The sequence below is a fragment of the Aeribacillus sp. FSL K6-8394 genome (genome assembly GCF_038008865.1).
Lineage (GTDB): Bacteria > Bacillota > Bacilli > Bacillales > Aeribacillaceae > Aeribacillus > Aeribacillus composti.
The window spans coordinates 725,205-747,742 of the sequence record NZ_JBBPAA010000001.1 but is presented as its reverse complement, the minus strand read 5'-3'; the positions used below and the strand labels follow the sequence as shown (position 1 = coordinate 747,742).

Below are 22,538 nucleotides of genomic sequence, written 5' to 3'. Positions count from 1 at the left end.
AATGAGAAAAATGGGGTCCCTCTTCAAAATGGGAAAAAAACGCTCCATGTTTCCTAAGAACCGGCAAAGAAACAGCATGATGTGGATTTCTTTAGTCGGTTTGGGGGCTGCAGCATTATACGGATTTGGCAGACGACAAAACTTATTCGCTAACATCATCAAACCGCTGCAACAAAAATTTGCAAACAGTCAAATTCAACAAATCATGCCAAACCGATAAAAGAAAACGGCCGATTTTCTTTCTCTTGTTTGAAAGAAAATCGGCTTTTTTGTAATATGTGTCAGTTGCAACTTTTTCAACCCATCACTGTTCTAGATTTTCCATCGATTTGTGAATTTTCTTCTCCAGCTTCTAGTGAACTACCCACCACCTACGCTTCGCTTAGAGGTTGGGGCTTCAAGCGACTTGTGTGTGTTCGCTGAACGGTAAGCCACACACAAGAACCCTTTACGCTTCCCTTCGTTCCGAAGGTGTCCGTTCTACCCATATTCTATCCTATTCGTTGGCTAACGCCAACCGAAATTCATCTCCCACCTACTCATTGGGTTACGCCCTGCACATTCCTTGAGGATGGGAGACTTCTTTCGGAAATCCGTTAAAAAGAAAAGGCAACCAATCCATTGAGTTCCTTTGAAAAATTTGTATAATAAAGTAGTTGGTAATTGTTCGAGTATCTAAATATTTTTGTTTTTACGATGCAGGAGGTGCCATCAAATCCATGAAGGATTCTGCCGTTCATACCGCCAAGCCGCCGCTTTGGACAAAATCATTCATTTTGTTAATTATCGGAAATTTATTTGTTTTTATGAGCTTTCAAATGCTTTTGCCTACTTTGCCGCCGCAAGCGAAAGCAATTGGAGCATCGGACATTGAAATCGGGCTTGTTACAACCCTTTTTTCCATCGCTGCTGTTGTCATTCGACCGCTCATTGGTTTTCTTCTTGAATCAGCGAAACGAAAATGGCTCGTTATAACTGGAGCTGTAGGCTTACTCTTTTTAACCCTTTCATACTCGCTTACATCGATTGTTTTTTTATTTTTAATTGTCCGCCTCCTTCACGGTTTTGCCTGGGGATGGTCAACAACAGCAAATGGAACGGCAGCTGTTGAATTGGTTCCAACGAAACGCCTCGGAGAAGGAATGGGCTATTATGGTTTATCTATCACCATTGGGATGATCATCGCTCCTAGTTTTGGCATTTTGCTTTTTCAACATTTAGGATTCCAGCCGCTCATCATCGGTTCCGCCATTTTCGGTGTCATATCGATTATCGCCCTTTCATTAGTTCAATACAAAACGCCAAAGTCTGTTTTAGAAAAATCAATGCATGTAAAGGATTTTTCTTTTTTTCGCTCACTCATTGATAAACATGGGGCGTTTCCTGCACTGATTACATTATTATCAGCTTTCGGTTATGGGGGAATTGTCACGTTTATCGTCATATTCGGCCAAGAAAGAGGGATCGATCAAATCTTCTTATACTACTTATGTAATGCGTTGGCGGCAACTGCTGTACGACCAATTTCAGGAAGGTGGTTTGATCGAAGCGGTCCTTGGCTTCTTGCCATTGTTTGCTCATTCTTAACATTTATCGCCTTTTGGGTTTTATCTTTCACATACTCAGTCGGAATGCTTGTTTTAGCTGGTATTTTATTTGGCGCCGGTTTTGGGTCACTGCTTCCTGTTTTGCAATCATGGGTGCTTTCTAAAACACCTGCCGATCGGAGAGGAGTCGCAAACGGAATGTATTATTCAGCATTGGATGGAGGAATAGGAATAAGTGCGGTTTTTCTAGGCTTCTTATCATCCTATGTTGATTTAGGAACGATTTTTCAATTATCAAGCATTTGTTTTTTCATTGTTATTCTGCTAGTTTTAATTGATTATTTAAAAGAGAAAAAGAAAACGGACAAGCGGGAAAACCAGCAAGTTCATGCCAAATCGTTTTCGTAACGAGCATTGACAGATTCAAAGCTTGCGACTCCCGCGCCCGTTTCGCGCCGGCAAGCTTGCGGTCGAGGCCGTCTAAGCAAAAGAAATGCTCGGAGTCTCTCGCTTTCTTTGCGCTGTCAAAATTGGGGCACCCGTCAGTTCGTTGATGATGATAGAAAAATTTTTTATGGAAGAAAGTCTTTTCTTCATTCCCGAATTTTTAACGCCCTAATCCGGTTCAAGGCTGCCGCTAATTCAAATCTTCTTACATACGCCAATTCACCTTGATGACCATGATGGGCCGAAAAACTTTGGAGACCGTCCTGATTGATCTTATTTTCTACGAAATCAAGCAATTGTGATACCGTTAAGCGTCTGTCAAAAAGGTTTGTCCGTTCGATATACGATAATATTTCTCCAATCATTCTTGTCTGGCTTTCGTCGACCAGCTGTTCTACATAAGATAAATCAATTTTTTCTAGTCCATATTGAATTTCAGAAAGCCGGCAAGCAATTTTAGATTTTTTCCCTTTTCTGCTGTTCAAGCTGCCTGATTCCGGAATACGAAGCTTCCATTCTCCAAATTTCTCCCCTCCTTCATATTTTCTTCCGGTTTTAATTTGACAGGCAATCTGTTTTGCTTCATGTGTGACGTCATAAGGCTTATAATGATCCATTTTAATTACACGATCCGCAACAGAAAAGTAATCTCCCGATCCGCCCATAACTAAAATTGTTGAGACATCAAAATCATGCTTCAATTGTAAAACTTTATCGATAAATGGAGTAATGGGTTCATGCTCTTTATGAATTAATGCTTGCATTCTGGCGTCCCGAATCATAAAGTTTGTTGCACTTGTATCCTCGTCGATCAATAATGTTTTTGCTCCTGCTTCTAGCATTTCCATTATATTGGCTGCCTGCGATGTACTGCCGCTTGCATTTTCCGTAGAGAAGGATTTTGTGCTTTTTTGAAACGGCAGATTGTTAATAAAAGCGGAAATATCCACCTTCTTTATACTGCGGCCATCTTCGGCACGTATTTTGCATGCTGAACGGTCCGTCAAAACAAATTCACGGCCGTCCCCTTCAATATGGTCATAAACACCATGCTCGAGCGCCTTTAATAAAGTGCTTTTTCCATGATAACCTCCTCCAACGATCAAGGTGATGCCTTTGTATATAGCCATGCCCTTCAACGGTTCTTGCCGATACGGAACAGGAATTGAGACTTCCATTTCCTTTGGACTTTGAAAAGGAACAGCGTCCTTCAACGGCTGATCACTTACGCCGCTTGCACGCGGCAAAATTGAATTATTTGCAATAAACGCTATTATTCCTCTCTCTTTCATATAGGAGCGGATCGCCATTTGCTGATCGCAAAGCTGAATCGCGCCCTCAATATCTTTCCCCTTCACAGAAAAGACAGAATGCCGTAAAATTTCGGGAAGTAGTTGAAAAAATATTTTTTTGGCTTCCTTGCCTAATATTGTTCTCCCTTGAGCCGGAAGACCGATTGAAAGACAAACTGTAATATCGTTTTCTCCTATCTGAACAGCTGTCCGTTCTAACACCTTCTGCCCCGGTTTGTCAATCATGATCAGCCCGCTTTTTCCAGAGCCGCGTACGTTATTTTTCAAATTAGAAATTGCTTGAAATACTTCGCGGACAATCATATCTTCACATCTTATCTTTCTTTGCCGGCTGTTTGTCCATTTATGTAAAAAAGCCGTTTTGCTTCTAGCGATCAATATTCTCATTTTCGAAGGACTTGCAAACGGATCGCCCTGTACATAATCGATCAACAATTCAAAATCAGGAAACTTGTACGAGCCTTGAATCTGTTTGTACGCTTTATATCCTTTGCCATCGATTTGTTCCAGCTTTTTTGCAAGATTGATCATAATACTCCTCCATATTTATGCAAAATTGTCTCGTATAGCTTTTTCAATAATTGCTTTTGAGCGGTCCAGCTCTGCTTTTAGTTGTCTTTTATATTGTTTTGCTTTTTCATAATCGACAAACTGATAATAGACAACCTCTTGAAACTCGGCTCCTTCCTTTTTTCGTTTAATTTGTTTTAAAATGCCGTCTTTTATTAAATCATGAAGCGCTTTGTACAGCTCAGAATGATTCGGACGGTAGCCATACGGGCGAAACTCTTCCCGCAGTTCATCCAATATTTTAAAACCGTACAGCCGCTTCTTTTCCGTCATCGTGATTAAATATAATTTTAAAAAAGCTCGCTGCTTCAATAAAAAGCCGCTAGGTTTTCTTTTTTCCGTCATCTCTCCATCCATCTCCTTTTTACAATAATATAATTATGTAAACTTATAGTTTTCCGATCCTTTTATTTTAATCATAATATAAGTTCAAATAAAAATATATCTTTTTTTTCATTTAGAACATTGTTTGCAAAATGAATTGTCACATAATATGACAAGACCTCCATGCTATTTGTTAAAATATTTGTTTTAGCATAAAGTGGAATGGCATTCGGTTGTTTGTCAATCCGAAAATCTTTTCCTCTACCACCGAATCTTGACCTTTTTAAAATTTCGATTGCTTCTCGGAAGCATCGGGCATGAACATTTCTTATTCACGCAATAATGAGTGTTACAAACAAGATGATTCTGTCTGAAAAAACGTAGATTGGTGTGCCATTCTTTTCTAACCTAGATGATATATCAAGGATAAAATGGGGATAGACATAGTAGAAGTAGAAAATACTATGTCTTCATAAATATTAAGGAGGAGGATATGATTTTGAATTTTATTCATGGGCTAAAGAAAATGGATTAAGTAATGCAAAATACACTATTTTTGTACGTGAACAGCTTCAATTGATCGATTGTACAGCTGTTTGTATTATTTTAAAAGAAAGAGAGTAAAAAAATTCGATCAATGCTGTCAATCTTGGATATTACCAACAATGTTCTGCCTGAAACATAAAAGAAGCATCCAATAGATGAAAGTACGTCTGATTGGATGCTCCTTGAACTTCTTAAAAAAACTTTTTACGATCACGTTCTTCTTTTAAAATTTCCACCGCCTCCCGAAAACGTTGCGAATGAACAATTTCTCTTTGGCGCAAAAATCTTAATCCGTCATTTAAGTCTGGATCATCTGACATATCGATAATCCATTGATAAGTAGCTCTTGCTTTTTCCTCGGCAGCTATATCCTCATACAAATCAGCTATCGGATCCCCTTTTGCTTGAATATAAGTCGCAGTCCACGGAGTTCCAGCAGCGTTGTTATAAAACAAGGCGCTGTCATGATTGACATAATGCTCGCCTAGTCCTGCTTCCTTTAATTGTTCCGGTGTCGCATCTTTCGTCAATTTATACACCATTGTTGCGATCATCTCCAAATGAGCAAATTCTTCTGTTCCAATATCCGTTAAAAGTCCTACTACTTTGTCGGGGATCGTGTATCTTTGATTCAAATAGCGAAGGGCGGCAGCAAGTTCTCCATCTGCTCCGCCGTATTGTTCAATTAAATATTTTGCAAGTTTTGGGTTGCACGTACTCACCCTGACAGGATATTGTAGTTTTTTTTCATAAAACCACATGTTCTTTCTCCTTTCATCGTATGAGTATAGTTAAACGGATTAAAGCTATACTTGCCATGGCCACGGCATCGTTCCCCAGCTCCAGTTCGCGTCTGAAAAGCTGTTTCCAAATTGCTGCAGCGCACCGAATTTTGATTCAAACATTTGCTTCAATTGTTTTGAGTATTGGGCATATTGGTTAAATTGCTGGATTGCTTCCATATCATTTGGATGAGTGCCTAGATAAAGCGATAATTCAACAAGCACGAAATCAGCCGCTTGAATTTCTTCAAGGAGCTGATAGTACTCTTGAGGAAGCTCCTTCATTTTGGCTACCTCCCTTTTTTCTCATACGGATTTTCGTAATAGTCATAAAAAAATCGCCAAAGAGTCCCTTTTTTTAATGCCTCTTTTGCGGAAAATTGCTGCAAGTTCGGCGGCTGAAAACCGAGGAAAAGGTTTGGCGGTGTGGAATAGTATTTGACACCGATCGGTTTACATGGATCATATCTGCTATGAAAAGGACGATATGATTTTACGGTCGTAAAAGATTTTTGATGCTTCTCATTCATAGTCATCACCTCTTTGAAGTTCATTTCTCTTTATACGATTATTCTTAAATAGTTTGTCTTGATGACTGAAATAAAGTTGTTTTCTTAAGTTTTCTGCGGCCATCCAGCAGTTGTTGGTCAGGAGATTTTTGGTAATTTTAAAAAATGGGTTGAAATATTCTGAATTTTCCTTTATTATAAAACTGTATTTCGTTCATCCAGAAATTACACAACGAAAAAAAATTAGGAGGATGATCGATGAGTCAATTAATCGCTAATGTTGAAGGGAAAGTAGCGGAGTTTCTAAAAGGGAAAAAAAAGTTGTACATTAATGGTGAATTTGTCGAAAGCGTTTCCGGCAAAACGTTTGACACTCCTAATCCAGCAACTGGAGAAACACTTGCAACGGTTTATGAAGCGGACAAAGAAGATATTGACCGTGCTGTCCGTGCGGCAAGAGCTGCTTTTGACAGCGGACCATGGTCCAAAATATCAGCTGCTGAACGAAGCCGATTATTGTACAAACTGGCGGATTTGCTGGAAGAAAACAAAGAAGAACTAGCTCAGCTGGAAACGCTGGATAACGGAAAACCGATCCGGGAAACTAGAAATGCAGATATTCCGTTAGCCATTGAACACTTGCGTTACTATGCCGGATGGTCTACAAAAATAGTCGGGCAGACCATTCCTGTCAACGGACCATTTTTCAATTATACAAGACATGAACCTGTTGGTGTTGTCGGCCAGATTATTCCATGGAACTTCCCGCTTCTAATGGCAATGTGGAAACTTGGTGCCGCTCTTGCAACTGGTTGTACAGTCGTTTTGAAGCCTGCAGAACAAACTCCACTTTCAGCCCTTTATTTAGCAGAGCTTATTGAAGAAGCAGGTTTCCCACCTGGGGTTATCAACATAGTGCCGGGCTTTGGGGAAACAGCTGGGCAAGCGATTGTTGATCATCCTCTGGTAGATAAAATTGCTTTTACCGGATCGACGGAAGTCGGCAAGCTGATAATGAAAAATGCCGCACGTTCACTGAAGCGAGTTACGCTGGAATTAGGAGGCAAATCGCCGAATATTATTTTGCCGGATGCTGATCTGTCAAAAGCGATTCCAGGTGCATTAAACGGTGTAATGTTTAATCAAGGTCAAGTATGCTGTGCAGGTTCTCGTGTGTTTATTCAGAAAAAACATTACGATAATGTATTAGCAGATATGGCCTCCCATGCCAAAAATATCCGCCAAGGCTTTGGCCTGAATCCGGAAACGGAAATGGGGCCGCTCGTATCTGAAGAGCAGCAGTCAAGAGTGTTGAATTATATTGAAAAAGGAATTGAAGAAGGCGCAGAAGTTGTGACCGGTGGATCTACGCCATCTGAAAAAGGGTATTTTGTCACTCCTACAATTTTTGCTGATGTTGAAGATAAAATGACAATTGCCAAAGAGGAAATATTCGGTCCGGTCATTGCTGCATTGCCTTTTGAAGATTTAGATGAAGTTATTGATCGGGCAAACAACAGCGAATACGGCTTAGCTGCCGGTTTATGGACGAGAGATGTGGCCAACGCTCACTATGTCGCCAATCGCTTGAGAGCAGGAACTGTTTGGGTCAACTGTTATAATGTATTTGATGCAGCTTCTCCGTTTGGCGGATACAAACAATCAGGTATCGGTCGCGAAATGGGTTCATATGCTTTGAACAACTATACAGAAGTAAAAAGCGTGTGGATTAGCTTAAATTAAAATATATAATTCAGAATAGCGCCTGTCTAAAAAACAATATCTAGGCCCCACAGAAAATGATTTCTGTGGGGCTTTCCAGTTGTCGAGAACTTCTCCTAAAAGCTTGAGTTCCGCCTGCTTTAGTACTTTCTGCATTGAGAAAAGCTCGGGCATTTCCTCTGTGAAAAACAACAGAAACAATAATTGTCCATAATACAGCAGAACACCCCTTCCCTGTTCGGCTTTAAATTGAAAAAAGCGTTGTCTTCTCTGCTTTTTACAAATTAAAGGACGCACAGCATCAAAAAGGAATTACAGGGAAAATCGCGATATAAAATGAACATTGTTTCTAAAAATCTTTCAAAAACAGAAATGAAGAAGATTATGAAATCTTTAAAGGAAAACCAAGTAACGGGATAAATCAAGTAATTTTATATATGAAATCTGTACAAATAGTAAACAAAATGAATTTAAAGGGTGTATAGACAGATGAAGCTATTATTTGAGATTGAAGAATATGAGGATACAAAAGATGCTCCTTTTGAGCTATCCTTTTATTTCTACCAAAGATTATATATGTATATTGTTGAAAAGGGACAAAAACAACATTCCGTGATGGTCTTTTATTAGATATCGGAGATTACTTGATCAAATTCAGTAATGAAAAATAGTTCAAGGGACCGTAGAAGCTATGAGAATGCTTTAAAATATTACATTAAAAAAATCCCAAAATCGTCTGTTTATTGATTGTTGTATTATGATTCAAGCAAACAAAAAGTACTGGATTGTCATTTCACGGACTTTGTTAAAGCTTTTATAAAGGAATACCAAGATATATAGACGACATTTTAAAGCAGGATGAAAATGCGTATGATGATAAAATTTTTGTTATGATGGCAGATCTAATCAAGAAGTTACATAGTATTTGTTGTTAAAATGAAATTTGAATGTACTTACTTCTGTCATAAAATAGAGTTTGTCTATTAGTTCCCAAAAAAGCTAAAGAAGCTGACGTGCTTATTTGAAAAGATGAAAAGTATACTGTTCAATGAACGATGTTTGGGCAGATTGACTTAAGGGGCTGTCCAATAGTTGATTTCACGGTATTGGATCCCCCTTTTCATGTTCAGTAATGCTGATATATCAGCATTTCTTGATTATTGAATTCCAATGGATGTATCCTTTTGGGACAATCCCCTGATCTTATTTTGCATTGATATGCATGGCATTTTTCATACATAATTCAGGCAGCTGCTCTTTTTTCATAACAAGACCGAGTATTTACAAACATATTTCTTCCCATCCAGCCTCTCCTCTCACAAAAAAAATGCACGTCTTCAAAAAATCATCCGTTTTTAATTGGTGAAAAACCGCTTTAAGGAGCTCCCCTCTTCCATCTAAAAGACGCGCTTCTTTTAGTTCACCCTTTTTCAAATTGCTTCATATAGTATTCTGGACGATTGAATGAAAAGGAGGATTTTGTTGTCTTGAGTGAATCGTATATTAATGAATTAAAAAAATGGTGTGATGATCTTTATGGAAACATCATTTCAGAACACCCTTTTGCAAGCGAATTCGAGGAAAAAATAATCCGTTTCAAAACAGAGCTGGACAAAGCCGAGTCCGTTTCAGAAAGCGAACTTTATGAACAGGCGAATCAATTGTATGATGAATTCAGATCATTTATTGAAGGTGAAGATGACCGGTCTTTGGCTGTGCCGATAGGACAACATAAGCTCCCTCCTCTTCCCTATCGATACAATGCGCTTGAGCCGTATATTTCAGAAGAAATCATGAGGCTTCACCACTTGAAACACCATCAAAGCTATGTAGACGGTTTAAACAAGGCGGAAATCGAAATGGAAAAAGCACGAAGAACAGGAGATTTTTCATTGATTAAACATTGGGAACGGGAAGCAGCTTTCAATGGGGCAGGCCACTATTTGCATACAATTTTTTGGAATGTCATGAACCCAAAAGGCGGGGGCGAGCCGAAAGGTGAATTAAAGGAAGCGATCAAAAATTCATTTGGAAGCTTTCAAGCATTTAAAAAGCATTTCAGCGAAGCTGCAAAAGCAGTCGAAGGCGGAGGCTGGGCGATATTAGTATGGTCCCCCCGTTCAAGAAGATTGGAAATATTGCAGGCGGAAAAGCATCAAAACTTAAGCCAATGGGATGTCATTCCTCTTCTTGTATTAGATGTTTGGGAGCATGCATACTACTTGCAATATAAAAACGATCGGCAAACATATATCGATAATTTTTGGAAAATCGTCAACTGGCCAGAAGTGGAACAAAGATTTCAAACTGCAAAAAATGTCATTTGGAAGCCATATTGATAAGGCTATTCGAATCGTTTCATCACTTCCGGCAAAATGTCTGGAATATCGCCCGCAAGCATTGATCTTACACCTTTCGTTTTTACAAACAGATCTGCACATAAACCGTGTAAATAGACTGCATTTGCCACAGCTGCTTTTTTGTTCTCATAATAGGACAAAAAAGCAGCGATGATTCCCGTTAATGCATCTCCGCTCCCGCCTTTGCCCAAAGCAATGTTTCCAGTTGGATTGATCATTCCTGTTCCATCCGGAAATGCAATCACTGTATATTGGCCTTTTAAAACCACAATGACATTTTCTTCAACGGCAAATTTAGAAGCAGCTTCGATTCTGTTCTTTTGTATATAGCTGATCGGCTGATCGATTAAACGGCTAAATTCACCCGGATGCGGTGTTAACACAATAGGATGTTGTCTATTTTTCGGATATGTGCGTTTATGTAACGCACCGGCATCCAGCACAACAGGCCAATCGTTTTGTAAGATGGATTGAATGGCTTTTTCGGTCTCTTCTCCAGGAACGATACCTGGTCCAATTGCACATACTGACAGCTTTTCCGGGAATTCACCATCTCCTGCTTTTATAAGACCTTCAAAAAAATAAGTTGCTTCAGGAATTTGCCCGGCGATGGCACCGGCTACAAATGGTGTTGTGCCGATCACAAGCTTGCCAATTCCTGCCCTCATAGCTCCCTTCGCAGCAAGAAGCACACTTCCCGGCATTTCGTCGGAGCCAGCAATTAAATAGCCTGTTCCAAAAGTGCCTTTATGGGAAAAAGACGGATGGTTCGGCCATGTTTGCTTCACATCTTTTTCTGTCCAGACCTTCCATTTCCCTTCTTCCTTCAGGCCGATGGACACAACTTCCTTTTTTCCGTAAAAAGATGAAGAAGGCAGCAAAAAGGCTGATCGCTTATATCCGTGGATGCTGATGGTGACGTTTGCTTTAACCGCTATCGGCGCTTCTCCGGAGTCGGATAAAACTCCTGAAGGAACATCAACGGAAACGACAAAAGCGTTTTGTCCATTAATCCATTCAATGAGGTTTTTCACATCATCTCTTAGCGGATGCCTTGCACCGACCCCCAGCAAAGCGTCAACGATGACTTGGTAATGATTTTGTTCATATTCGGCTGTTTCGAGAAAACCGCTGTTTTTATAAAAAGCGAAATGATGCTTCGCTGCTTCACTTTTCGGTGCCCCAAGCGGAAAAGAAAGATCGGCATGGTAGCCGTTTTGTTTTAAATATCTGGCCAAAACAATTCCATCTCCGCCGTTGTTGCCTTTACCGGACAATATTAAAATGCGATCATCTTTTTTTACGTACGAAACAAGCTTTTGAAATAAAGAGCGCCCGGCGTTTTCCATCAACACAATAGAAGAAAGGCCATTTTTTTCTGCCAGATTGTCAATGTTGCGAATATCCTCTTCAGTATAAACGAACACGAACAACACCTCCTCTCAAAAAGGAAAGAAAAAATAAAGGGATGATTAGCTATTTTGCTTCTTCAAAATATTCTTTGTAAAACCCGCCTACTTTTCCGGAATTGTCGATAATAAAATAATACTCTTCCGTTTCGTTCAAGACATCATAAGTTTGTCCAGGTGTCAATACATTATTTACCATATACTTTTTTGCATTTGTATGTAAACATACAACTTTTTTATTCGCCTTTTTGTTTTTCCATGATAGATGATTCATGTTTGCCACTCCTTCATTCGTTCGTTTTCATATGAAAAGAAGAACGCGGAATGCGTTCTTCCTTCATTAGTGATTTACCCTTCCAGCAAGAGCTGCTCTGGATCCTCCAACAGCTTTTTGACAGTTGCCAAGAAGCTGACAGCTTCTTTTCCGTCAATAATACGGTGGTCATATGATAAAGCAATATACATCATCGGACGGTTTTCAATGCGCTCTTCGTCAATCGCAACTGGGCGAAGCTGGATTTTATGCATCCCTAAAATACCGACTTGAGGTCCATTTAAGATCGGTGTTGACAATAAAGATCCGAAAATACCGCCGTTAGTTATCGTAAATGTTCCTCCTTGCAGATCCGAAAGCGCAAGTTTATTTGCTCTCGCTTTTGCTGCAAGATCGGCAATTTCTTGCTCGATTTGAGCAAATGTTAAGCGATCTGCATCTCTTACAACAGGAACAACCAAACCTTCATCTGTAGAAACAGCTACTCCAATATCATAATATTTTTTCAACACAATTTCATCGCCTTGAATTTCCGCATTCAGTAGAGGGAATTTTTTCAAGGCTGCGACAACTGCTTTTGTAAAGAAGGACATAAAGCCTAAACGAACATCATGCTCCTCAAAAAATTGATCTTTTCTCCGTTTGCGGATGTTCATAACTGCTGTCATATCCACTTCATTAAAGGTTGTCAGCATAGCTGCTGTATTTTGAACTTCTTTTAGACGTTTGGCAATGGTTTGTCTTCTGCGGGACATTCTGATCCGTTCCACAGGCTTCTGATCTGCAACCGTTGCCTTTTGTGTTTCTTGCGGTTCTGGTTTTGGTTTATTAGGGGCTTTTTCTTCCGCTTTTGGCGCTTCATAATATGCAATATCTTGTTTGCGAACACGACCGAGCGGATCAGCCGTCGGCACGGCCGATAAGTCGATTCCTTTTTCACGTGCAAGCTTTCTTGCTGCAGGCGTTGCGATTGGGCGCGGTTTGCCTGCAGACTGTTCTTCCGATTCCACTTGAACTGTTTGCTCCTCTCGATTTTGCTCTGGAGCGGCTTCTACTTTTTGTTCTGGCTGAGGGCTGCTTGCCTGTGGAGCTTCACTTGCGCCTTCATCGATGATTCCGATGACTTCGCCAACTTCGACAACATCGCCCTCATTTTTAAATACTTCTTTTAAAACACCAGCATGTTCAGCAGTAATTTCAACATTGACCTTATCGGTTTCCAGCTCAAGAATGTATTCGCCTTTTTCAATTTTATCGCCAGGTTTTTTCAACCATTGAGAAATTGTACCTTCTAAAATGGATTCTGCTAGTTCTGGAACTTTAATTTCAGCCATTTTTTAAATTTCCTCCTCATTCATTCCATGTAAGCGCTTCTGTTATGATTCGGCTCTGCTCTTTTTTGTGAATTGTCGGGTCTCCTTCTGCAGGGCTTGACCGTCTTGGACGTCCAATATATTTAACAGCGAGCTTATCACCCACAATAGATTTTAATTGCGGATATGTGAAAATCCACGATCCCATATTCTTCGGCTCTTCTTGCACCCAGACGATTTCCTGCAAGTTAGGGTATCTTTCTATAATCTCTTTAATTTCTTCTTCAGGGAACGGATAAATTTCCTCCACACGTACAATATGAAGAAAATCTTTTTGATCTAATTTTTGCAGACCATTCGCCAATTCTATCGATATTTTGCCAGTGCACAAAATTAAACGTTTTACTTTTTCTTTATTTTGACCTAAACCAGGCTGTTCAATAACCGGTTGAAATTGACCTTCAGTCAGCTCTGTAACGTCGGAAACCGTATTTGGATTACGCAGCAAGCTTTTTGGCGTCATAATGATGAGCGGACGCACTTCTTCTTTTGTTAAAATCGCTGCTTGTCTTCTTAGCAAATGAAAATATTGAGCAGCAGTCGTTACATTTGCCACCGTCCAATTGTTTTCTGCAGCAAGGGTCAAGTACCGTTCCAAACGCCCGCTGGAATGTTCCGGTCCCTGGCCTTCATATCCATGCGGCAGCAACATGACGAGTCCAGATTTTTGTCCCCATTTTGCCCTGCCGGCTGAAATAAATTGATCGAATATGACTTGTGCAACGTTTGCAAAATCACCGAATTGTGCTTCCCAAATGACAAGCGTTTCCGGAGAAAATACGTTATATCCGTATTCAAATCCCAATACAGAAACTTCAGACAACGGGCTGTTATGAATCGCAAATGATACTTGAACATCCGACAAACGATGCAGCGGCGAGAAGGTTTTGCCTGTTTTCACATCGTGCAAGACTAAATGTCTATGAGCAAAAGTCCCACGTTCCGAATCTTGTCCAGTAATTCTAAGCGGAGTTCCATCTCTCAAGATTGTCGCAAAAGCGAACGCTTCTGCAAGCGACCAATCTACTTTTCTTTCTTCTTCATATACTTTTGCCCTGCGTTCTAGAATTTTTTGCAATTTATTAAAAACGGTGAATCCTTCTGGGAACGTAATTAATTCCCTGTTAATTTTGTCAAGGACATCCACCGGCACAGTCGTGTCGATTTTGGGCAGACCATGGCTGACCGTTTCTGGAATATGAATTTCCTCTTCTTGGTGTTCGTTTTTTGGAACTTTATCGTATGCTTTTTTCAGCCGATCCTGCACTTCTTGTTCAAACTTTCTTACGTCTTCTAAGGAAATAATTCCATCGCTTTCAAGCTGTTTAGCATATAATTTGCAAATTGTTTCATGTTTCTTAATTTTTTCATAAAGCAACGGATTTGTCGCCATAGGCTCATCCATTTCGTTATGCCCGTAACGGCGGTATCCGATTAAATCAATTAAGAAATCTTTATGGAATTTATTGCGATACAAAATGGCAATATAAACAGCTGCCAAACATGCTTCTGGATCATCCGCATTCACATGAACGATCGGAATTTCGAAGCCCTTGGCTAGGTCGCTGGCATATTTTGTTGATCGAGAATCATGGCTTTCCGTCGTAAATCCGATCATATTATTGGCGATAATGTGGATTGTTCCTCCGGTTTTGTAACCGTTTAACTGACTAAGGTTAAGAGTCTCTGCCACGACTCCCTCGCCAGGGAATGCTGCATCGCCGTGAATCAGCACAGCCATGGATTTGTGAATATCTTGTTCAGGATATCCGCGCACATTACGATTATCTTGGGCTGCACGTGTATACCCTTCCACAATCGGATCCACAAACTCTAGATGGCTAGGGTTGTTCGCTAGCGTGAGCCGTGCACGAACAACATTATGATCTTTAATTTTTCTGTCCGCACCTAAATGATATTTCACATCTCCGGTCCAGCCGTAGTTGATTCCGATTGAACCTTCAGACGGAACCAATTCTTTGTTCGGTGCATGCTGGAACTCAGAGAAAATAAGCTCAAATGGCTTTCCTAACACATGAGCCAACACGCTTAGTCGGCCCCGATGCGCCATTCCGATGTTTATATTTGTCGTTCCGCTTTTCACAGCTTCAGAAATCAGCTCATCAAGCATCGGAACGAGCATATCAACACCTTCAATGGAGAATCTCTTTTGGCCGACAAATGTTTTATGGAGAAAAGATTCAAATCCTTCAACTTCTGTTAATCGCTTCAAAAGAGAAATGCGTTTCTCTTTTGAAAGTGTTTTGAAAATTTTCCCAGATTCCACCATTTCGTTGAGCCATTCATGCTCTTCAAAATTGTGGACATGCTGAAATTCAAATGCGATCGATTTTGAATAAACATCTTTTAAATATTGGATCGCTTCGTACCCGTTGTGTACATGATCAGGAGTATACGGACTCAACAATTTGGCCGGTATTTCAATTAAGTCCTCTTTCGTCAGACCGTATCTTGATTCATTCAAAACATCTTCTTCGTTATGTTTTATCCCCATAGGATAAATAGAAGCATCCAAATGTCCAAATGTCCGAATATCCTCTGCAAACCTTACAGCAGCTGCTACTTTTTGCAGCTTTTCAAACGTATAAGACAAATTTCTGCTTACAGTGGATGAGGAGTTTACATAAGATTGTTCAGTTAGAGCCTCAGGAGCCCCCCAAGCATCAAACATGTTTCTTAATTCTTCATCAACAGAATTCGGATCTTCTAAATATTGTTCATATAAGTCCATGACATACCCTAAATTAGGTCCGTGAAAATCACGCCATGCGATTTTTAAATTTGACGAAGTTTCTTCCATTTTCTTAAAAACCCCCAATGATCACTAATCATTAGAATTCTTCTGCTTTGTTTCCCCACAAAAAATTTTTTTAAATTCTCATCACCATCCCACAAGAAGCAAGCTATATTTTTTTAAATAACCGCTTCCACCGCTATTTTAACACTATTCATCAGATTGACCAATAGTATTTGCTTAAAAATTAGCATCTTTATATAATAATTTTCTTGATTTTTTGAATACATGTTGTATCCTGCCATGTTTTGGCGGTTTATTCGATTGTTTTTTGCAGCAATTTTTTCAAAAGCGGGAACAAGACGTCCGGGAGTTCTGTGATATTTTGCACCATGATGCTGTGTTTTCCATAAATCGTTTTCATTACCTTTCTTTTGCTTTCTTCAACTGCTCCGGCGGATAAAAATATGTTCAGCACCTCTATACCGTGCTTTCGAGCATTCATTACGGCTTCATGTGTATCGACAATTCCGTTTTGATCATATCCGTAGGCAGCAGGCTCACCGTCTGAAAAAACAAGAAGAAATTTTTGCTTCTCTTTTCTTGCAAGCAGTTCGTTTGTCATATGCCGGATCGCAAAACCGTCGCGGTTATCTTCTTCAGGCAAAAGCTGCATGATTTCTGGTCCTGAGCTGGAGCTAAGTGAAGTTTCGAAGTTGATTACTTTTTTGAAATAGTTCGGCTGGTTGTTTTCTGTACTGTTTGCCGAATCTTCCCAAAAACCGACAATTTGATGTGGAACCCGAACGGACTTTAACGTTTCATGAAACAAAATGATGCCTCGTTTTGTTTCTTCCATTTTGTCGTGCATGGATGCAGAGCAGTCGACGAGCAGTGTAAACACCCCGTCAAGATCATTCGCAGGATTCCTTTTTTTGAAAAAAAGCTTCGGGTTTTCATCCGTCCATAGACGCAACAGCTTTTTATTCAATCTGCCAAAATGTTCATCTTGTTTTGGATATGTCTTTTTATGTTCAAGCGTTTTTTGAATGATTCGCTGCAAACGTTTTTTGTACACGATCAATTGCTGCAATTCCTTTTCATACGCAGATTTTTCTGCTTCCTTTGGCATGTTTGCCGTCAGGAAATATGCTTTTGCATGCTTGTTTTCCTTCCCGAGTTGTTGTTGTATTTCTTGCTCTGCTTCTTTTTGCAGCTTTTCATCAGCATTTACTTCGTCATAATAATTGTTTTGAGTCTGTCTAGCTGAACCTTCCACAATCACAAGCGCCTGATCTCCCGTCTCAGTTTGCCTTGCATGTTCATCTATTAAATTCGTTTGCGTTCCTTGTTCTAAATCAAATTGCAAAAAGCTTTTCGTAGGTGTGGATGTTTCACGATGCCATATGGCCATTTTTTCATCATGAAGATCTTCATCGCCCTTTTTTACATTATCCAGTGCATCCTGATTTTGAAGCCGGTCTTTTCGTTTCATGTCGTCAAAAGTCAAGGTATGGAGATCTTTTTCCGATAAATCAGGCAAAATGAAATAAGTATGGATCAAATCTTTTTTCAACACTTCATCCAACAGCCCCATCGTCTTCAGGACAATATCGGAAACTTCTTTCGTGCTATTTGCATCGTATACGTTCATCACTTGTTCCTTCACGAAAGGCAGCAGTTCATCTATTTGGACGCTTATTTCTGGTACATTCAAAACAGGTGATGTGGCCGTAGCCATTTCATACAGGGCCGCAAAGAGCGCATCGGTTGCAAATCCCCGATCAAGGCTTGCTTTCAGCTGATCACGGTAATATTTTTTATAAATATTCAGCCGCTTGCGGAAATAGCGCTTTGTCCCGGGACGATCGCGTTTAACCAGTTCTTCAATCCGGACATCTTCAAGCAGCATCAACAGCTGTTTTGCAAATTTTTGATGATGTAATGTCCGAACGAGATCATGAAATGCAGCAATTTGATGAAAATCCGTATAATAATAGCTGCCAATTGCGCGCAAATAAATGTCTGATTTAAATCCTGCAAGCTTGTCTTCTTCCGCACGATCGTTCCAAAAATGGCTGATATAAATTTTTTGTTCTGCTGGATGAAAGTAAGACTGAACGGCAAAAGCGATATCGATATCTCTTCGTTTTGTCAATGTTTGCGCTAAATCGGACAGCTCCATCATTAACATTGAATCTATGATTTCATCATTAAATTTTATATAATGCATCGGATTTCCCTCACTCAAAAACGGTTTCTGCAATGTTCATGATCGCTCTTTTTTCCAGCTCATCATCCAATTTTGCTGCAATGGCCCGTTCAATCGCTCTTAAAGGGGGCAAATAAACCGACAAATCGCAGGCATCGATCAAAGCCCGGATGGAAGCTGCTTCTTCCGAAACCTTCCCAATTTTTACTTGTGTAATAATGTCGCTGGATAATGTGAGAAACTTTTCTATCAGCTTTTCATCTTTTAAAGAAGACTGCTCAGTGAGCACTTGTTTTAACTTTTCATTTTGTACATATGGAACATCAATCACGACGAATCGGTTTTTCAACGCTTCGTTTAACGGAACCGTCCCTACATACCCTTCGTTAATAGCTGCGATGACACCAAATCCCTCTTTCGCCGCCACAACCTCTTGTGTAAATGGATTCGTGATCCGCCTCCGGTAATCTAGCACCCCATTTAAAATTGGCAATGTCTCAGGTTTCGCCATATTGATTTCATCTATATATAAAAAATGCCCTTTTTTCATCGCCTGAATAACAGGTCCTTCGACAAACTCAATGGCTGTTTGATTGCTGGAATTGACAATCGTTTTATATCCAAGCAATGCTTCGGCATCAAGATCAACTGAACAGTTAATGCTGTGCATCGGCTGAGAAAAAAATGATGACAGCGTTTCAGCAAGTTTCGTTTTCCCAGCACCGGTCGGTCCTTTTAACAAAACATTTTTTCCAAGGGCCAATGCCACCAGCGCATCATACAAAATGACTGGATCGTCAGACAAAAAACCGCCTTGTCCAATTAATCTTTGATCTTGATCAGAATGCACCCGCTTTTTGCGAGATTCAATTACATTTATTATTTCTTTTGGCAAATGAAGCTCTAAAGACATCATAAAAATTTCCTTTCTAATCATCACGTTCTTTTTATATTGTTTCACTACATAACTATATCATATCCTTTTTTAACACATTAATTTTTAAGATTCTTTTGAATTCAAAATATTGTAATTTTTGCAGACAGCACAAACCATAGACGTGGTTTGTACTACTGGGATTGCCCAGAAAGTCAAAATCCATCAAATCATAAGCATGAATATATCAATGTTTTAAAAAAAGTTAAAGGGGCGTCTATAAGCCCAAAAATCGACTTAGTAGACAGCCCCTATAAATCAATAAATTATATTGAAATTTATTTATATTGAACTCAACTTTCGCATACCAGTAGCTTAGTTAAAATTTTATATATATAGATCTTGTAATTCAAATGTATCATTTAACATTTTGGCAACATTAAGAAAGACACCTATTTTCAGACCGTCGAAAAACGGTCCAAGCTACATATCCATGCAGATGTTAACATGTCAAGTTACATCTATATAGGGAGGAATGGATTCAATCCAATCGTTTTCTATCTTACCAAATGAAAGACGCCTTTCCGCCATTCCCCCATCTCTGAATGTTGGGAGCTCTGAACAGACAATCTTAATTATCGGAATAAAAAGAACAAATCATTTGATGGAAAAGATGAAGCTTCCCCTTTAACTGATGAACGCCGCTCCGTATCAAGAAAGAGCGGCTTTTCTGATTGGACCATCATTCGTTTACACTTGTCCTGCACCATACGAGCGTTTGCGTCGTTGTGATGGCATACAAAATCCATTGAACACCGAACGTGCAGATTTTGGATACTAATGCGTCTTTTCAAGCGGCTTTTTAGTCTAATTCACATTCATCGAGAGGAACGACCTTTGTCTTTTTCACGATTTTATAGCCAAACCAAACTGCTAAAAACAATGGCAATCCAATGTAAGAAACGAGAATACCGTACCAGTCGATTGATTCGCCCATGAAGGCCCTGTAGTTCTGTCCCAAAATGACGACCGCGCAAAGTACCAAAGCGAACAGCGGTCCGAATGGAAACCATTTTGCTTTGTAAGGAAGATCACGGAGATCTCTCCCTTGCGCAACATACGCTTTGCGGAAACGATAGTGACTGATTGCAATGCCAAGCCATGCAATGAACCCCGACATACCAGAAGCATTTAATAACCATACATAGACGATCCCATCCCCAAAAAACGAAGCCAAGAAAGCAAGCGTTCCTAATGAAGCAGTAACCAGTAATGCATTAACAGGGACTCCCCGGCGATTCAACTTAGCCAGAAATTTTGGCGCTTTCCCCTCTTTTGCTAGCCCCCAAAGCATCCGAGTAGACGCATACATACCAGAGTTTCCAGCTGATAAAACCGCTGTTAAAATGACAGCATTCATGACGGATGCAGCGAACGCAATGCCAGCTTTGTCAAAAACGAGAGTAAACGGGCTGACCGTAACATCGCTATTCGCTAGATTTTCATTCGTATATGGAATAAGAAGTCCGATTGCTAAAATAGCCAATATATAAAATAGCAAAATGCGCCAAAATACTTGCCGAATGGCGCGAGGAATGTTACGTTTCGGATCCTCGCTTTCACCTGCTGCAACTCCAAGCAGCTCTGTTCCTTGGAAAGAAAAACCCGCCGCCATAAAAATGCCGAGAGTCGCCATGAAACCACCATGGAATGGAGCGTCGCCGATGGTGAAGTTTTTAAATCCAACCGCTTCACCACCCATAATACCTACAATTATTAAAAAGCTGACAATAAGAAAAATAATGACTGTTACTACTTTAATGAGCGAAAACCAATATTCTGCTTCGCCAAATCCTTTAACGGATAAATAATTAAGCAGAAACATAATTACTAAGCATAAAGCGCTCCATAAAAGTGAAGGACTATCAGGAAACCAAAATTTCATAATGATAGTCACAGCAGAGAGCTCTGCGGCAATCGTAATGGCCCAGTTGTACCAGTAATTCCATCCTAGAGCAAATCCGAGCGCAGGATCGACAAACTTAGTTGCATACGTACTAAACGTTCCAGTAACTGGCATATAAGCTGCCATTTCTGCAAGACTGGTCATCAAAAAATACACCATTATACCAATTGCAATATACGCTACCAGCGCTCCGCCCGGCCCAGCAGTATGAATTGCTCCACCGCTGGCTAAAAACAATCCAGTGCCAATCGTTCCACCAAGAGAAATCATCGTTAAATGCCTTGTTTTTAGCTTGCGTCGAAGCTGGTTAGGTGAAGAATGGGCGGTCGTAGCTGTTTCCTTCTTTTTAATAACGCTTTCCATTGTTTTCATCGCTCCTTTTTTCTTTGTCATGGAAAGGAGCCGGGTGATAATCGAGTAGGAGTGGGTGACTAACCCCCGACCTCTCACACCACCGTACGTACCGTTCAGTATACGGCGGTTCAATTAAGATGACGCAGAAATTGATATCTTTCGAATAGACTTCTTAACCCTTGTCGACTCCAGTAGGAGTTGTCGAGGGTTTTGTGTAAAATGGGACTGCAGGCAATCCGACAGTATTTCTTGCGTATTCCCCCACTCGAATGGCTTATGCGTTGGAACACTTAATCCTCTGAGTTTCCGAATTTTTGTTTTCGGCGTTTTCCACTCTTTCCATAAACACATTCGAAGTCTTCGTCTGATCCATTCGCCAAATTCTTTGAACTTACTTGGCGTATCTGCCAAGGCAAAATAGCCGCACCATCCCCTTCTGTTAAGCTAACTGCTCTTCTGCCTTTGCAGCTCGGGACTTTCACCCTAGAGATTACACCCATGCTGGGCGCACCAAAAAAGCCGCCGAAGGTGATTCGGCGGCAATACAAACATTACCCGTATCAACCCTTCCGTGAAGATAGCGCTCCACGGCTGCTTTTCTTCAGGCAAACCGTGACAGTGCTGCCCCTGTTCGGTGGCAACCCCAGTCCGCACATCCAGAGAAATGTGCGAACTTCGGCGGCTTTCCCTTTCCAGCGAAGTCTTCAATGTTCTCTGCATCTCGTTCGCAGTACTCATAAAAGCCGCAACCTCTACCTCATCGGGTGAATGAGGATGCTATTTATTTAATTCCATAATGATTATAAAACAATTTTTGTGCAAAAACAATATCTATTTACACCTCGATTGAGACAAGATTTTTTCGTATAGAATTTTTTAAAATTCAACCATTGCTTTCAAAAGATGATCAATCGGTCTACCAGATGATTGTTGTAGATAGAAGACATGGTTTCTCGTGATGACTTCAATCTTTTGTTTAGAAATGATTTTAAATATGGTTCTTACGAATTTTTTTATGAAAACGAGTAAGGGTTGAAAACAAGTTTATATTTGTTATTTCGCAATAGTTATCACAATCGATAAAGTACCTGTTTCTCTAACAAAAATAATCCAGTTCGTCCGCAAGTCACTCGTTTTATTATTTGTAAGCGATTGATTTGCCCCTCAAGCAGACCGATGTTTTAGGGGGAAGTAAAGCATT

General features: G+C 40.1%; 17 protein-coding genes, 1 pseudogene and 1 riboswitch. Of the genes and pseudogenes, 5 read left to right on the top strand and 13 right to left on the bottom strand.

Features of this window, described 5'->3' with window-relative positions; translation table 11 throughout:
* The first annotated feature begins 28 nt into the window (after positions 1-28).
* Together NSR00_RS03440 and NSR00_RS03435 are read left to right on the top strand one after the other, a co-directional pair.
* Entirely contained in the window at positions 29-220 is a 192-nt protein-coding gene (locus NSR00_RS03440; RefSeq protein WP_130158005.1) for a hypothetical protein, read from the top strand.
* A gap of 499 nt (positions 221-719) precedes the next feature.
* Positions 720-1,955, top strand: a complete 1,236-nt coding sequence (locus tag NSR00_RS03435; protein WP_066246600.1) for an MFS transporter — start codon at positions 720-722, stop codon at positions 1,953-1,955.
* A 185-nt stretch (positions 1,956-2,140) separates the two neighbouring features.
* On the opposite strand, the gene NSR00_RS03430 is transcribed toward NSR00_RS03435, so the two are convergent.
* The 5 genes from NSR00_RS03430 to NSR00_RS03410 form a co-directional block, all read right to left on the bottom strand.
* The gene (locus NSR00_RS03430; RefSeq protein WP_340787001.1) at positions 2,141-3,838 is read right to left on the bottom strand and encodes an ABC-ATPase domain-containing protein; all 1,698 of its coding nucleotides are present in this window, start codon (positions 3,836-3,838) and stop codon (positions 2,141-2,143) included.
* A 15-nt stretch (positions 3,839-3,853) separates the two neighbouring features.
* Positions 3,854-4,222, bottom strand: coding sequence for a helix-turn-helix transcriptional regulator (locus tag NSR00_RS03425; protein WP_063389720.1), 369 nt, complete (start codon positions 4,220-4,222; stop codon positions 3,854-3,856).
* A 716-nt stretch (positions 4,223-4,938) separates the two neighbouring features.
* The gene (cotJC, locus tag NSR00_RS03420; RefSeq protein ID WP_063389715.1) at positions 4,939-5,508 is read right to left on the bottom strand and encodes a spore coat protein CotJC; all 570 of its coding nucleotides are present in this window, start codon (positions 5,506-5,508) and stop codon (positions 4,939-4,941) included.
* 45 nt (positions 5,509-5,553) lie between these two features.
* A complete protein-coding gene (locus tag NSR00_RS03415) occupies positions 5,554-5,814 on the bottom strand; it encodes a spore coat protein CotJB (RefSeq protein ID WP_340786997.1) in 261 nt (86 codons plus the stop codon).
* Positions 5,815-5,819: 5 nt separating this feature from the next.
* Positions 5,820-6,059, bottom strand: a complete 240-nt coding sequence (locus NSR00_RS03410; protein ID WP_063389713.1) for a spore coat associated protein CotJA — start codon at positions 6,057-6,059, stop codon at positions 5,820-5,822.
* Positions 6,060-6,296: 237 nt separating this feature from the next.
* On the opposite strand from NSR00_RS03410, the gene NSR00_RS03405 reads away from it, so the two are divergent.
* The 3 genes from NSR00_RS03405 to NSR00_RS03395 all read left to right on the top strand — a co-directional run bounded on the left by NSR00_RS03405 (position 6,297) and on the right by NSR00_RS03395 (position 10,099).
* A complete protein-coding gene (locus NSR00_RS03405; protein WP_063389712.1) occupies positions 6,297-7,781 on the top strand; it encodes an aldehyde dehydrogenase family protein in 1,485 nt (494 codons plus the stop codon).
* 468 nt (positions 7,782-8,249) lie between these two features.
* Positions 8,250-8,390 (top strand): hypothetical protein, encoded by a 141-nt coding sequence (locus NSR00_RS03400; protein ID WP_340786994.1) that lies wholly within the window; start codon positions 8,250-8,252, stop codon positions 8,388-8,390.
* Between the two features lie 857 nt (positions 8,391-9,247).
* Complete coding sequence (locus tag NSR00_RS03395; RefSeq protein ID WP_340786991.1) at positions 9,248-10,099, top strand: superoxide dismutase; 852 nt, start codon at positions 9,248-9,250, stop codon at positions 10,097-10,099.
* A 5-nt stretch (positions 10,100-10,104) separates the two neighbouring features.
* Here NSR00_RS03395 and NSR00_RS03390 read toward each other — a convergent pair whose 3' ends face one another.
* The 8 genes and pseudogenes from NSR00_RS03390 to NSR00_RS03355 all read right to left on the bottom strand — a co-directional run.
* A complete protein-coding gene (locus tag NSR00_RS03390) occupies positions 10,105-11,547 on the bottom strand; it encodes an NAD(P)H-hydrate dehydratase (protein WP_130158013.1) in 1,443 nt (480 codons plus the stop codon).
* A 49-nt stretch (positions 11,548-11,596) separates the two neighbouring features.
* Positions 11,597-11,803, bottom strand: a complete 207-nt coding sequence (locus NSR00_RS03385) for a DUF6501 family protein (RefSeq protein WP_063389709.1) — start codon at positions 11,801-11,803, stop codon at positions 11,597-11,599.
* Between the two features lie 74 nt (positions 11,804-11,877).
* A complete protein-coding gene (gene odhB, locus NSR00_RS03380) occupies positions 11,878-13,137 on the bottom strand; it encodes a 2-oxoglutarate dehydrogenase complex dihydrolipoyllysine-residue succinyltransferase (protein ID WP_063389708.1) in 1,260 nt (419 codons plus the stop codon).
* Positions 13,138-13,153: 16 nt separating this feature from the next.
* The gene (gene sucA / locus NSR00_RS03375) at positions 13,154-15,997 is read right to left on the bottom strand and encodes a 2-oxoglutarate dehydrogenase E1 component (protein WP_340786988.1); all 2,844 of its coding nucleotides are present in this window, start codon (positions 15,995-15,997) and stop codon (positions 13,154-13,156) included.
* 250 nt (positions 15,998-16,247) lie between these two features.
* Entirely contained in the window at positions 16,248-18,164 is a 1,917-nt protein-coding gene (locus NSR00_RS03370; RefSeq protein WP_340786986.1) for a vWA domain-containing protein, read from the bottom strand.
* Between the two features lie 10 nt (positions 18,165-18,174).
* Positions 18,175-19,080, bottom strand: coding sequence for an ATP-binding protein (locus tag NSR00_RS03365; protein WP_130157580.1), 906 nt, complete (start codon positions 19,078-19,080; stop codon positions 18,175-18,177).
* Between the two features lie 799 nt (positions 19,081-19,879).
* Complete coding sequence (locus tag NSR00_RS03360) at positions 19,880-21,346, bottom strand: amino acid permease (RefSeq protein WP_130157596.1); 1,467 nt, start codon at positions 21,344-21,346, stop codon at positions 19,880-19,882.
* 119 nt (positions 21,347-21,465) lie between these two features.
* Positions 21,466-21,769: pseudogene (locus NSR00_RS03355) on the bottom strand (group II intron maturase-specific domain-containing protein); the annotation flags it as partial.
* A 138-nt stretch (positions 21,770-21,907) separates the two neighbouring features.
* A riboswitch (Lysine riboswitch) is annotated at positions 21,908-22,100 on the bottom strand.
* Between the last annotated feature and the right edge of the window lie 438 nt (positions 22,101-22,538).